Origin of the sequence: Streptomyces sp. NPDC058665, assembly GCF_042714995.1 — a bacterium.
GTDB lineage: Bacteria > Actinomycetota > Actinomycetes > Streptomycetales > Streptomycetaceae > Streptomyces.
In genome coordinates this window covers 21,074-33,575 of sequence record NZ_JBHXRX010000045.1, presented here as the reverse complement: position 1 = coordinate 33,575, position 12,502 = coordinate 21,074, and the positions used below count along the sequence as shown (strand labels likewise).

Below are 12,502 nucleotides of genomic sequence, written 5' to 3'. Positions count from 1 at the left end.
TAGGCGCGGCTGCTCGAGGGTCCGGTAGGAACGGACCAGAGAACCGGTGTTGCTGTCAGAAGTTTTGACAGCGTGTGATTTCAGGTGTTGGCCCCGAGCGCGTTGACACGGCTTGCGTACTCGCGGCGGGCCTTGCGTTGCGCCGGGATCGCCGAGTTGTTGTCGAGCGGCTTGCAGCGGTCGAGGAGTTGGCGGTGAACCTCCGGCGTGCTGCTGACCCGCAGGGTGTAGCCCTGGCCGCGCCGTACGGTCACACCCTGGTCGAGCGCGGCCCGCGCGGCGGGCTCCAGTTCGGCGGCGCGGAGGAAGCCGGCGACCTTGCCCGGCATGTCGACGGCGACCGGCAGCTCCGGAGCCGGGGCGTCCGCGCTGGCTGTGGTGTGCTCGGGCATGAGGTCGGCGACGGCGGTACGGATGGCGCCGCGGCTGACGTGGCAGTCGCGGGCCAGAGCGGCGATGGACTGGCCACCCAGGTACGCGGCGCGAACGGCGACGGCCTTCGCCGCTGTGACGACCGGGCGGCACCCGCCCTTCTTGCCCTTGGCCTCGGCGGCCCGCAGTCCGTCGTAGGTCAGCTTGCGCTGGAGGTCGCGCTGGAGTTCGCCGGCGGAGGCGAGGGTCTGCACCATGAACTTCACGGTGGACTGCGGTTCGCCAGTGCGCGGGTGGCGGGCGGTGAGGTCCATCGCGGAGAACGCGCCGTCGTGGATGCGCAGGGCGAGACGCTCGCGGTGCAGCACATCGAGGATGTGTTGGCGATCGTCTCAGGCCGCTTGACGGTCCTCCCCACGCCGTAGCGCACTACGAAGTAGAGGCGCCGGGTTTGAGCATCACGCTGACGGGTTCGGGAACCTGGTGTGAACATGTCCACATGGACACTGAATCCCTGTATCTCGACCTGTATGACGCAGTCGCGGACCGCGCGGAGTACACCCAGGCTGATAGCTCTCAGCGTGCCGCGCTGACCGAGGCCGTGATAACGGCCCTGACAGCAGGGGCTCTCGGTGCGTTCGTGACCGGTTTCGCGCAGAGACTTGCCGAGCGGACATCAGACGGCCTCGTAGACCGGGTAAAGGGACTCTTACACCGGGGCGCGGGGCAAGGAGACGACGACCCGGCGCAAGCCGTCGAGGCCCTTCAGCTACTGGAGGCCTACCTGCCGCTCCTCCGGGACTCGACTGCCGCCCAGCGGCTCGAGGAGGAGCGCTGGGTGGCAGTGGAACTGGAATCTCGGGGCTTTCCTTCTCACGTAGCCGCTGCCGTGGCAGCCGAGATGGTTGGCCGGATTCGGGACGCCGACGGGCGGAACTCCTGAATGATCACGCAGCGCGAGTTGCGGATCTGGGCACTGGAGTTCTCCAGCCGCCTCAAGAATTCTCACCAGCCGGAGGACTGGGCGGCTGCTGTGGCTGGAGAGCAACACCTGCTCCGACCGTTTCTACTTGCCCTGTCGAACCATCCGAAACTGGTCGCGCTGGTATGGCTCATTCTTGACCTGGGGGAAGAGACCGACCACGGGCAAAGCTCCCGCCAATACGCCACCCAGTTCCTGGATGAGACGTTCGCGGAGATTGTCGTCAGATGGCCGAGCCCGGCGCCCACGCGCATACCGCAGCAGATCCCGCTGAGCAAGCTGCCTCTGCCGCAGTACACCCCGCTGAACAAGCTGCCCATCTCGCAGCACATCCCGCTGAGGCCTGGTCGGGAGCCTGCGTTCGTGTTTCTCGACGGGTTGCTGCATCAGGGCCAAGAGGAGACAGTCCGGGCGCTCTACCGCCGCATGCATAACCGCGCCGTGGACTCAGTGACGGAGTGTGTCCGGCACAGCAAGAATCTGGCCGAGTGGCAAGAAAACATGCGGATGCAGCTACTGGCTCTGCACGCTCTAAGCGTTGTTCTTGTCACGAATCGCTATGCCGATGCCCCCGCAGGGACACGCGCACCCTGGTCGGTGGCCCTTGCGGAACGGCTCTTCACTCCCGTCGAACTCGTCGATATGCGCAGGGCCGAGGCGTACACAGAGGAGCAATATGCACACCTGATGACAGCGGTGACTGACGGATCCACCACTCAATCGGGACTCGACGAACTGATCCGGCAGTACCGTCGTGCAGCCGCTGAGTTCAGGCTGCGGACGGGAGGTCGGCCGCTGGATGGGCTGGACGAATTGAGCTCGCGATACCGTCGTGTAGCCGCCGAATTCATCCGGCTGAGAACCGGAGGCCAGTCGCAGCTGCCATCGGTTGCTCAGTCTCGGCAGGACCGCTACGAGGCCGAAGCCAAGCGCCTTTTTCACATGCGAAAGGAGCTTCGGACGATGCGGGGCCGCTACCTGGTCCCTCCGTACCTCGTAGGTGAGTTGGACAGCATCCTCCGCAACGCGTCCACAACAGAGGGCGACAAGAACGTGGGGTGAGCCTCGCCCTGATCGGGCTGCCCGATGAACACATCGCGCTCGTTCGAGGGCCGAGGGCCGAGGGCCGGCGGCGCGGGGTGCTCATGGCTGTGATCGTACGGACAGCGCCTTCACCCAGGCGAATCGCTTACTTTGCTCTTTTGGTCCGGCTTCGAATGATGTCCCGAACGTCATCGCTCGTACGAGGATTCCGGGGTTGACTCCCTGACCGTGCGCGGGGACACGCTGTTCGAGCTGACCGACGCCCTGTTGTGTGCGGACGGGCCGGTGAAGACGCCGGTGGACCTCACGCTGACCGCCGAACACCGGCGCGGGCACGGCGCGATGTACGAAGCCTTGAACGGCGGGAACGTCGATGTACCACGGCTGCGGCAGGTGCTGGCCGGGCTGCCGCAGCCCGAGGCCGCCGACGGGCGCCTGGTCCTGGCCGTGGATGTCACCCACTGGCTGCGGCCGGACGCGCCGACCAGTGCGGACCGCTTGTTCTGTCACGTCTACGGCCGCAGCGGACGCTCGTCGGACCAGTTCGTGCCCGGCTGGCCCTACTTGTTCGTCGCCGCGCTGGAGTCGGGCCGGGCCTCGTGGTGCCAGATCCTGGACGCGCTGCGGTTGGGGCCGGCCGACGACGTCGCAGAGGTCACCGCCGCCCAGGTCCGCCGGGTGGTCACCGACCTCATCGAGATGGGCCGCTGGAAGCCGGGTGACTGCGACAGCCTGGTCGTCTTCGACGCCGGCTACGACGCTCCGCGCCTGGCCTATCTGTTGGAAGGACTGCCGGTGGAGGTCCTGGGGCGGATGCGCACGGACCGCGTGATGCGTCGACCCGGATCATGGCACCTACACCCTGCTCGCCGAGCCATTCCAGGATGAGCATCGTCGTACCCGCGTGTCAGACGGCGGACCATCCGTCGTCCACGGGCAGGATCGCGCCGTTGATGTTGCTCGCGGCCTCCGAGGCGAGGAACAGGATCGCCGCCGCCTGTTCCGCCGGCTGGGACACCCGGCCGAGGTTGACGAAGTGCGGGCCGAGAGCCACCGGGCCGTGCGCGGTCCGGTCGGCTTCCACCGCGATGGCGGTCGCGGTGCCGCCCGGGCAGACGGCGTTGGTGCGGATGCCGTTCTTGCGGTACATCACCGCCAGTGACTTCGTCAGTCCCACCACGCCGTGCTTGGAGGCCGTGTAGGCGGCGCCCGCCGCGCTGCCGCGCAGCGAGGCCTCGGAGGCGGTGTTCACGATGACGCCGTGGCCCGCGGCCAGCATGTGCGGCAGCACGGCACGGGTGAGCAGGAACGGCGCGGTGAGATTGACCCGGACGACCCGATTCCATTCGGCGTCGCTCACGTCGGCCAGGGCCGACATGCTGTCCATGATGCCGGCGTTGTTCACCAGGACGTCCACGCCGCCGAACCGCTCCACCGCCGTCGCCGTGACCCGGTCCACGACGGCCTGTTCGCTCAGGTCGCCCGTGAGGGGCACCGCGGTGCCGCCCGCCCGCTCGATCTCCCTGACGACCGCGTCCGCCCCCTCCGCGTTGAGGTCCGCCACCACGACTCGGTCACCTTGCGCGGCGAAGGCGAGCGCGGTCGCGTGTCCTATGCCCGACCCCGCTCCGGTGACGATCACGCTGCGCCCGTTCGGTTCGCCGGTCATGAAGTGCTCCGTCCAAGAGGTGCTCACGCGCGGTGACTTGTGTCCCCGGCGCAGGCATCCTACTTATTTTTGTCTCTGAGTGACATAAAGTATGGGTGGATACTGCTCATGGCTTTGACCGAGGCGCCGGAGGAGCGGATGACCGCAGCTCAAGGACGGACCGGGCGACCTCCGCTGACGGAGGAACGCAAGGCCGCCATCCGGCTGGAGATCGCCCGAGCCGCGGTCGGCCTCTTCATCGCGCAGGGAGTCGCCGCGACCACGGGCGAGCAGATCGGACAGGCGGTCGGCGTCTCGGCGCGCACCGTCTGGCGCTACTTCCCCACCAAGGAGAGCTGCGTACGACCCCTGTTCTCGTCCGGTATCGACGCGATCGCCGCCGCGCTGCGGCAGTGGCGTCCCGGCAGGCCCCTCGAGGAGGCCTTCGACCACGTATGGACTCCCGACGTGGTCGTGCCCGGACCGGACGTCGGCGCCCTGCTGCGACTGACCCGGACCGAACCGGGCCTGCGTGCCGTCTGGCTGCGGACCCATGACGAGGCGGAACCCGCCTTCGCGCGCGCCCTCGCCGAACGAGCCGGTCTGCCCTCCGACGACGTACGGCCGGCGATCTGGGCGGCCATGCTCAATGCCGCCCTCCGCGCGGCGGTCGAACACCACGCCTACCGAACGCCCGAGCCGGGCGCCGGCCCCGAGGCCGAACGAGCCGATCTCGCGGCGAGCCTGCGCACCGCTCTGGCCGTGACGGCGGCCGGGCTCACCTGACTTCCGGTGGCCTCCGGATCGCGCGGGGCAGCGGGGCCAGGTGTACGTCCATCCGGCCGTCCGGTCCCTCGCGCACGGTGGCTCGGACCCCGTACACCTGCTCCAGGAGGGGCGGGGTGAGGACCGAGGCGGGCGTACCGGAGGCGATGACGCGGCCGGCGTCGAGGAGCACCAGATGGTCGCAGTAGCGCGCGGCGAGGTCGAGTTCGTGCAGCGCCGCGACGACCGTGGTGCCGGTGCGCGAGAGCATGTCCATGAGGTGGAGCCGGTGGCCGACGTCCAGGTGGTTGGTGGGTTCGTCGAGCAGCAGGGCCGGGGTCTCCTGAGCCAGTGCACGGGCGATGTTGACCCGTTGGCGTTCTCCTCCGGACAACGTCGTCCAGGCCCGGTCGGCGAGTGCCGTCACGCCCATCGTTGCCATGGCTCGTTCGATCGCTCGGGCGTCCTCTCCTCCGCCGGCCGGTCGCGCGCGGTACGGAGCCCGGCCGAGCATGACGACCTGCGACACGGTCATCTCGACGTCGGGGCTGGTCTCTTGGGCGACGAAAGCCAGCCGGCGGGCGATGGCGCGCCTCTTCAGCGTCGTGACGTCGGTCCCGTCCAGCAGGGCCTGCCCCGCCGAGGGCCGGTGTACGCCGGCGAGGAGGCGCAACAGCGTGGACTTGCCCGAACCGTTGGGTCCGATCAGCCCGGTGAAGGAGCCCGGCGGCACGGTGAAGGTGACGCCGTCCACGACCGCGCGCCCGCTCACCGTCCACCCAAGGGAGCGCGCCGCGTGCCCCGTACCCGTCATGGCGTCCCCACCCGTCGGCGCAGCAGCACTGCGAAAGCCGGGACACCGATGAGCGCGGTCAGCACGCCGACCGGCATCTCCCGGGGACTGAAAGCGGTCCGCGCGGCCGTGTCCGCCCACACCAGGAAGACCGCGCCGAGGAGGGCGGCGGAGGGCAGCAGCATCCGGTGGGTGCCTCGGGTGAGGATCCGCACCGCGTGCGGCACCAGGAGGCCCACGAAACCGATGGCGCCGCTCGCCGCGACGAGGGCACCGGTGACGACGGCCGTCACCGCGTACAGCACCACCTCACCGCGCCGCGGCGAGAAGCCGAGGGTGGCGGCGGTCTCACGGCCGAAGGCGAGGGCGTCGAGGGCGCGGGCGTGCGACAGGCAGACGAGCAGGCCGACCCCGGTGGCCAGGGCGCACACGCCCACCGAGACCCAGTTCGCCGAGGCGAGCGAGCCGAGCAGCCAGAACGTCATGGCTCTCGTGCGCTCGGCGTCGCCGGAGCGGACGATGACCAGACTGGTGAGCGCGCTGAACAACTGGGACGCCACGACACCGGAGAGCACCACTCGCGTCGAGGAACCGGGCGAGCGGCCGAGCAGGAGCAGAACGCAGCCGAATGCCGCGAGAGCGCCGGCGAAGGCGCCGACCGGCACGCCGAGGGAGCCGACGCCGAGCACCAGGACCAGGACCGCACCGGTGGACGCGCCCGAGGACACCCCGAGGAGATAGGGGTCGGCCAGCGGATTGCGGGTCACGGCCTGGAGAACGGTGCCGCACACCGCGAGACCCGCCCCCACCAGTGCGGCGAGCAGGACGCGGGGCAGTCTCAGGTTCCACACGATGCTGTCGCGCAGCGGCGGCAACGGCTCCCAGGGCGCGCCGAGATGGACGCCTATGGTGCGGGCCACGTCCAGCGGCGGTATGTCGGCGCTGCCCGTGCCGACGGCGACGAGCGCGGACAGTGGCAGGAGAACGCCGCAGCAGACGAGGACGAGCAGGCCCCGGAAGCGCGTGCTCCGACGTCCGCCCGCCGTCGCGGTGTCCGGCGGACGGTTCTCCGCCGGTGTGGTGTCCGGCGCCGTGGTGTCCGTCGTCATCGCCGTGCGAAGACGACGTAGTCGTCGAGGTACTGCCAGACCGTTCCCACCTCGGTGAAGCCGGCGGTGCTCAGGGCCGACAGGTGGAAGTGCAGTGGCGACTTCGGCTGCGGGGGCCGGTCCGCGAAGCGACGCTCGCGTTCGGCGGCGAACGGGGCGGTTCCGGGCTGGGCGGTCGCGAGTTCGTACCAGGCGTCCCAGGTGTCCGCTCCGGCGGCGAACGACTCGCGCTGGACCTCGGCGTCATGCTGTTCGGACAGGGCGCCGAGGGTCTCGTTGCCGGGCTCGTACCGCAGATGGTCGGCGTTGAGGAAGATCGCGCCCGGAGGCAGCAGGTCACCAAGTGCGGTGTAGACACGGAGTAGTTGGGAGGGGGAGAGCCAGTGCAGGGCGGTCGAGGAGACGACGGCGTCGATCCTCTCGCCCGCCAGCGGCTCGATCCAGTCGGCCCGTACGAGGTCGGAGTCCACGACGGTGGCCCGGCCGCCGTGCTCGGCGAGCACCGCGTCGGCCAGGCGCAGCAGCACGGGGTCGTAGTCGACGGCGGTGACCCGCGCTCGGGGGAACGCGGTCAGGACGCGGTCGGCCAGGGAGCCGGGGCCGCAGGCGAGGTCGAGGACATGGAACGGCTCGGTCAGGTGCAGGCGCAGTACGTCGAGCATCGACCGGAAGCGCAGCTCCCGGTGGGCGACATAGGCCGTCTGCTGGGCGTCCCAGCGTTCCAGGAGGGCGCGCGGGGACAGGGCGATTGCGGTGTAGTTCATACAGTTGTCCCGGTTCTTTCGGAAGGTCGGCGGGAGGCCGTCGAGGCGTGGCGGTGGGTGGCGTCAGCCGTAAAGTTCGGCGAGGCCCTTGCTCAGTTCCTCCACCAGGCTGACGCTGCGGACGGAGGGGTCCATGGCCGATCCGGGCACCACGACGAAGCGGTTCTCGCGTACGGCGCCGAGCTGTGAGGTGACGGGATTGCCGCGGAGGAACTTCATCTTCGCCTCGGCGCTGTCCCCGTCCCCACCGCGGGTCAGGTCCGCCAGGACGATGACCTCCGGGTCGCGCTCGGCTATCTCTTCCCAGTTGCCTTCCGGCCACTGCTGCGGGATGTCGTCGAACGCGTTGTCCAGTCCCACCAGTTCGCTGACGGTAGAGGGCAGCCCGCCGTGCCCGGCGATGTGCGGGGTGGAGGTGCCGGAGTAGTACCACATCAGGTCCGCGTCGATGCCCTTCGGGGCCTCGCGCACCGCCTGGTCGAGCCGGGTGCGGAGTCCCTTGACGACCTTCTCGCCACGTTGGCGGACGTCGAAGACCGCAGCGATGTCCTCGACCTCGTGGAAGACGGCGTCGAAGCGCACCGGCTCGGCCGTCAGTTCCGGGTCCTCGCAGTCATGGACGGAGAGGTAGGCCGGCACGCCGAGTTCCTTCCAGCCGGCCCGGGAACCGGCCGCGTCGTCCGCGAACGCGGAGGCGCGTGTGGAGTAGAGGAAGTCGGGCTCCTCGGCGAGCGTCGCCTCGTGGTTGGCGTACAGATCCGCGAGCGTCGGAACCTTCTTGTACTCGGCGGCCAGCGCGGGAAGCACCGGGTCGGTCTGGTAGGAGGTGCCGGCCATCCGGTCCGCCAGTCCCAGGCTGAGCATGATCTCCGTGGCGTTCTGCTCCAGGGAGATGGCCCGTTCCGGGGGGCGGGGCACCCGCACCTCCGTGCCACAACTGGTGATGACAGCCCCGGCCGACCGGGCCGCGGGTGCGTGCGCCGAGGAGGCGGCGCCGTCCGAGCCGCAGGCGACAAGTCCGGGCAGCAGAAGGCAGGCACCCGCCAGTCCTCTTGTGAAAGTGATTTTCATATTCACGGAGTTTACGCATGCCGCCGTACCACCTGAACGTCCGGGTGTCCCGAGCCGGCCGCCGGCAGGCAGGCGCGTGGAGCGCGTGGTCCGGGGCCGACGCGATAAGAAAGGGTGAGGCTATGGCGACGTGTACGAAGTGCGGTACGCGGAAGCGCCGTTGGCCTCGATCCTGCCCCGGTGCCGTTCCGGGGCCGACCGGGCCGAGACGGCTTCGGACATCGGAGATCCCCTACTACAACCAGTGGGTTTCCCTCTGGGCGGCTGACCCGTCTCCAGCGTGAGACGCAGGAGAACAACGGGAGCGACCGCAGCTTCAACCGGATCATGAACGACGAGTACGACGTGGCCATGAACGTGACCATCACCAGCGCCGCCGACCGAGAGTCAGCCGCCTCGTGACAACCGCCCGGCAGGCCGGCTGCTTCGGCCCGGCCGGTTGGGCGGTGCAAGGCCGGACGGCCGCCCCCGGCAAAGGAGGGCTGTCCGTGCAGGACCTTCCCGGCGGATCACATGAAGGTGAGCACCCTGTCTGTCCCGCCAAGCAGCAGGTCAGACAGGGTGCGGCGGTGTCCCCTAGGGCGAGGCGGTGGGGTGCGGGGAGCGGAGTACAAGCAGGGTGATCTCGCTGGGGGCGAAGACGCGGAACGGCGGGCCCCAGAAGCCGGTGCCGCGGCTGGTGTAGAGGAGCGTGCGGGCGCCGTGGCGGCTGAGTCCGGCGAGGGCGGGCTGGTCGAGGCGGACCAGGTGGTGGAAGGGCCAGATCTGGCCGCCGTGGGTGTGTCCGGAGAGCTGGAGGTCGACACCGCCCGCCGCGGCCCGGTCGACGAACGCGGGCTGATGGGCCAGGAGCAGGACGGGCAGATCGGGGTCGGCGCCCTCCAGGGCTCCGGCGAGGTGGGCTCGGTGTCCGGCCAGGCCGGAGGACTCGGCGGTGACGTCGTCCACGCCGGCCACCACGAGGGTGTCGCCGCCACGTTCGAGCAGGAGATGGCGGTTGCGCAGCGGCTCCCAGCCCAGCTCCTCCATCAGGTCGACCCAGCCCTGGGCCTCGCTGTAGTACTCGTGGTTCCCGGTGACGTACACACGGGCCCGGGTTGCCCGCACGGTACCGAGTGGCACGGCCTGGGCGCGGCGGCGCTCGGCGGTGCCGTCCGCGATGTCGCCGGTGTGGCAGACCAGGTCGGCTTCCAAAGTGTTCACCGTCTCGCACACCTGCGCCGACCAGCGAGCGCGATCGAGCGGGCCGTAGTGGGTGTCAGTGATGAGGACGACCCGGAGGCCGTCCAACCCGGCACCCAGCCGTGGGAGTCGCACGTCGAGCCGGCGCACGCGCGGCACGCGACGGGCCTCGGCGTACCCCCAGCCGAGCAGTACGGCGCTGACGGCGAGGACGGCCCAGGTGACGGTCCGGGCCAGGTCCTGACCCTCGCCGACGCCGGCCACGGTCAGGACGAGCCGCAAGAGGCCGCCGATCAGAACGGACCAGGTGAACAGAACCCAGCTGGTGCCCAGCAGGGTGTCACCTACGATCGCCGCCCGATCCTGCTGGCGCCGGCCGTGGCCGCGCGCCATCGCGAGCGGCATACCGACGAGACCGAGGGCGAATAGAGCGGTGCCGACGAGCGTGACCGGCAGCGGCCAGTGCTGGCCGGTGTACAGGAGCACCCAGCAGGGCACGGCCCAGAGCAGGATGGGGGCGATCAGAGGGATGTAGCGCATCAGGCGGCGCAGTCGGCTCCGCCGCAGCGCTTGCGCCTCGCCCTTGGCGGGCCGGGTCTCGCTGGTGTCGGTCACGCTTCGCCTCCTGACCAGGCTGCCGTCTCGCGCACTGTATCCGGTCGCCTTGGGCCGACCGGAGGCGTTCATAGGCTCGGCCCCTTAGGGCGAAGGGCCCTCCGCGAGGTGGCAAGACGCCGCCGCAGACATTTCCGTCGGCATGAGCCGCGATCAGGGTGCTACTGCGTCGGCTTGTTACTGCCGCCAGTCGAGCGCGCGGTCGACGGGACGACGGCCCAAGCCGGTGATGTCGAGTACCGGCCTCGAAGAAGCCGGTCAGTGCACCCCACAACAGGGCAGTGCTGTAAGCCGAGTTGGGGAGGTCGCCATCACGCCTCCTCCGAGCTGAGCCTTCCGGAATAGCGGCGCTCACTCCAGGCCAGGGCCAGCGCCGGGCCAGCCGGGGGAGGCGTGCTGTGGGTTGGACACGTGGCCCGCAACGTGCGACAGCAGATCATCGCGCAGCACATCCAGGCAGATCATCAGCGTCGCTTCGAGCACACCCGTGAACGGCGTGAATCGCGCAGCCAGGCGTATACCGAACTCATCGCACAGACCCGGACAGTCGGCACTCTGATCAGCGCGATGAACCGTTTCCAGAGATACATCCAGCTCGTCAGACCCTCGACGCCGACGGCGTGACCGATCCAAATGAAACGACGTCTTCGTAGGCGATGCGTGGAGCCGCGTCACCAGCCGGCTCGCGCCGGCGGGCCGGCGACTTCAGCAGCCCGTGCTCGAGCCTCATGCGGCTGACGCGGTACGCGGGACCTCAATCCCAGTGGGGGAGGGGCCTGAGGACAGGCCCGCGCACGAGCCGGAGCGTAAGCGGACTTCAACTGGAGACGTCCTTGGATAGCCCCGCCCGCGATCACCCTCGGTTACTATGCTCACTTCGTGCCGGGGGCCGGCAGCAAGTGGAAGCGTTGGGTGGCCTGGGAAATGTTGAATGAGGTCGTCGCGACCCGTTACGTCACGCCCTTGCGTGAAGGCGGTTCGCTGCCCGGGATCGTCGAGGCCGACGATCTCGGGACCTATGTCATGAAGTTCACCGGCGCGGGGCAGGGGCGCAAGACGCTGGTCGCCGAGATCATCTGTGGGGAGTTGGGGCGGCGGCTCGGGCTGCGTGTGCCGGAGTTGGTGACCATCCAGCTCGACCCCGTGATCGGTCTCGGGGAGCCCGACGAAGAGGTGCAGGACCTGTTGAAGGCGAGCGGTGGGCTGAACCTCGGGATGGACTTCCTGCCCGGTTCGCTGGGATTCGATCCGCTCGCGTACGAGGTGGGGCCGGCCGAGGCGGGCCGGATCGTGTGGTTCGACGCGCTCATCAACAACGTCGACCGGTCCTGGCGCAACCCCAACATGCTTGTCTGGCACGGCGATCTGTGGCTCATCGACCACGGCGCCACCATGATCTGGCACCACAACTGGCCCGGTGCCCAGGCGTCCGCCGCGAAGCCGTACGACGCGTCCGACCATGTCCTCGCCCGGTTCGGGCCCGACATCGCCTCCGCCGCGGCCGAACTCGCGCCGCTCGTCACCGAGGAGCTGCTCACCGAGGTCACCGCCGACGTGCCGGACGAATGGCTCGTGGACGAGCCCGGGTTCGAGACCACCGACGCGGTACGGCGTGCCTACGTCGCGGCGTTGCTGCCGCGCGCGGCGACCATCCATGAACGTCTCACGCTCGACACACCCCCCAAGACGCGCCCCTCGCGGGCCCCCGGCTGGCTGACCGATCACCTCGCGCCCTGGCCCCATCCCACCAAGAAGGCCGGAGGCGAGGGCCGATGAACGGACGCGATGTGTTCGAGTACGCGCCGCTGCGCGTCGTACCGAGGGTCGAGCGCGGGGAGTTCATCAACGCGGGTGTCCTGGTCTACTGCCGGGCCAGATCGTTCGTGGCCGCCCGCACGCACCTGGACGAGTCCCGGCTCAAGGCGCTCGCGCCGGACACCGATGTGGCGGGAGTACGCGCCGCGCTGCGCGCCGTCGAGGACGTCTGCGCGGGCGGTGACCCCGCAGGGCAGGCCGCGCGCGACGACGCGGGGCGGCGGTTCCGCTGGCTGATCGCGCCCCGTTCGACGGTCGTCCAGCCCGGTCCCGTACACACGGGGCTGACGCTCGACCCGGCGGCGGAGGCCGAGCGACTGCTGGACCTGCTGGTCCGGTAGG

13 protein-coding genes and 1 pseudogene are annotated in these 12,502 nt (G+C 69.7%); 7 read left to right on the top strand and 7 right to left on the bottom strand.

The genetic code is table 11. The annotated features are described in order from the left end of the window. Window positions 1–80: 80 nt before the first annotated feature. Entirely contained in the window at window positions 81–740 is a 660-nt protein-coding gene (locus tag ACFWV8_RS26320) for a hypothetical protein (RefSeq protein WP_384208411.1), read from the bottom strand. A 131-nt stretch (window positions 741–871) separates the two neighbouring features. Here ACFWV8_RS26320 and ACFWV8_RS26315 point away from each other — a divergent pair, with 131 nt between their 5' ends. The 3 genes and pseudogenes from ACFWV8_RS26315 to ACFWV8_RS26305 form a co-directional block, all read left to right on the top strand. Beyond that, window positions 872–1,315 carry a hypothetical protein gene (locus tag ACFWV8_RS26315; protein WP_384208408.1) on the top strand — a complete coding sequence of 148 codons (444 nt, stop codon included), beginning with the start codon at window positions 872–874 and terminating at the stop codon, window positions 1,313–1,315. Next, the gene (locus ACFWV8_RS26310; protein ID WP_384208405.1) at window positions 1,316–2,416 is read left to right on the top strand and encodes a hypothetical protein; all 1,101 of its coding nucleotides are present in this window, start codon (window positions 1,316–1,318) and stop codon (window positions 2,414–2,416) included. A 204-nt stretch (window positions 2,417–2,620) separates the two neighbouring features. After that, window positions 2,621–3,241: pseudogene (locus tag ACFWV8_RS26305) on the top strand (transposase); the annotation flags it as partial. A gap of 64 nt (window positions 3,242–3,305) precedes the next feature. On the opposite strand, the gene ACFWV8_RS26300 reads toward ACFWV8_RS26305, so the two are convergent. Continuing rightward, a complete protein-coding gene (locus ACFWV8_RS26300) occupies window positions 3,306–4,067 on the bottom strand; it encodes an SDR family NAD(P)-dependent oxidoreductase (RefSeq protein WP_384208402.1) in 762 nt (253 codons plus the stop codon). Window positions 4,068–4,205: 138 nt separating this feature from the next. Here ACFWV8_RS26300 and ACFWV8_RS26295 point away from each other — a divergent pair, with 138 nt between their 5' ends. After that, window positions 4,206–4,832: a TetR/AcrR family transcriptional regulator gene (locus ACFWV8_RS26295; protein ID WP_384208502.1), complete on the top strand. Its 627-nt coding sequence runs from the start codon at window positions 4,206–4,208 to the stop codon at window positions 4,830–4,832. On the opposite strand, the gene ACFWV8_RS26290 is transcribed toward ACFWV8_RS26295, so the two are convergent. The 5 genes from ACFWV8_RS26290 to ACFWV8_RS26270 form a co-directional block, all read right to left on the bottom strand. Then, on the bottom strand, window positions 4,825–5,625 hold the full coding sequence (locus ACFWV8_RS26290) for an ABC transporter ATP-binding protein (RefSeq protein WP_384208397.1): 801 nt from the start codon (window positions 5,623–5,625) through the stop codon (window positions 4,825–4,827). The two genes, ACFWV8_RS26295 and ACFWV8_RS26290, sit on opposite strands and share 8 nt — an antisense overlap. Then, entirely contained in the window at window positions 5,622–6,713 is a 1,092-nt protein-coding gene (locus ACFWV8_RS26285) for a FecCD family ABC transporter permease (RefSeq protein WP_384208394.1), read from the bottom strand. Before ACFWV8_RS26285 ends, ACFWV8_RS26290 begins: the two co-directional genes overlap by 4 nt. Further along, on the bottom strand, window positions 6,710–7,477 hold the full coding sequence (locus ACFWV8_RS26280) for a class I SAM-dependent methyltransferase (RefSeq protein WP_384208391.1): 768 nt from the start codon (window positions 7,475–7,477) through the stop codon (window positions 6,710–6,712). Before ACFWV8_RS26280 ends, ACFWV8_RS26285 begins: the two co-directional genes overlap by 4 nt. Before the next feature lie 63 nt (window positions 7,478–7,540). After that, window positions 7,541–8,548 (bottom strand): ABC transporter substrate-binding protein, encoded by a 1,008-nt coding sequence (locus tag ACFWV8_RS26275; RefSeq protein WP_384208388.1) that lies wholly within the window; start codon window positions 8,546–8,548, stop codon window positions 7,541–7,543. Window positions 8,549–9,124: 576 nt separating this feature from the next. Then, window positions 9,125–10,345, bottom strand: coding sequence for a metallophosphoesterase (locus tag ACFWV8_RS26270; protein WP_384208383.1), 1,221 nt, complete (start codon window positions 10,343–10,345; stop codon window positions 9,125–9,127). 411 nt (window positions 10,346–10,756) lie between these two features. Here ACFWV8_RS26270 and ACFWV8_RS26265 point away from each other — a divergent pair, with 411 nt between their 5' ends. From ACFWV8_RS26265 to ACFWV8_RS26255, 3 genes are all read left to right on the top strand, one after another. Next, a complete protein-coding gene (locus ACFWV8_RS26265; protein WP_384208376.1) occupies window positions 10,757–10,969 on the top strand; it encodes a hypothetical protein in 213 nt (70 codons plus the stop codon). Window positions 10,970–11,269: 300 nt separating this feature from the next. After that, window positions 11,270–12,121, top strand: coding sequence for a HipA family kinase (locus tag ACFWV8_RS26260; RefSeq protein ID WP_384208373.1), 852 nt, complete (start codon window positions 11,270–11,272; stop codon window positions 12,119–12,121). Continuing rightward, on the top strand, window positions 12,118–12,501 hold the full coding sequence (locus tag ACFWV8_RS26255; RefSeq protein ID WP_329390653.1) for a DUF3037 domain-containing protein: 384 nt from the start codon (window positions 12,118–12,120) through the stop codon (window positions 12,499–12,501). Before ACFWV8_RS26260 ends, ACFWV8_RS26255 begins: the two co-directional genes overlap by 4 nt. Window position 12,502: the final 1 nt, after the last annotated feature.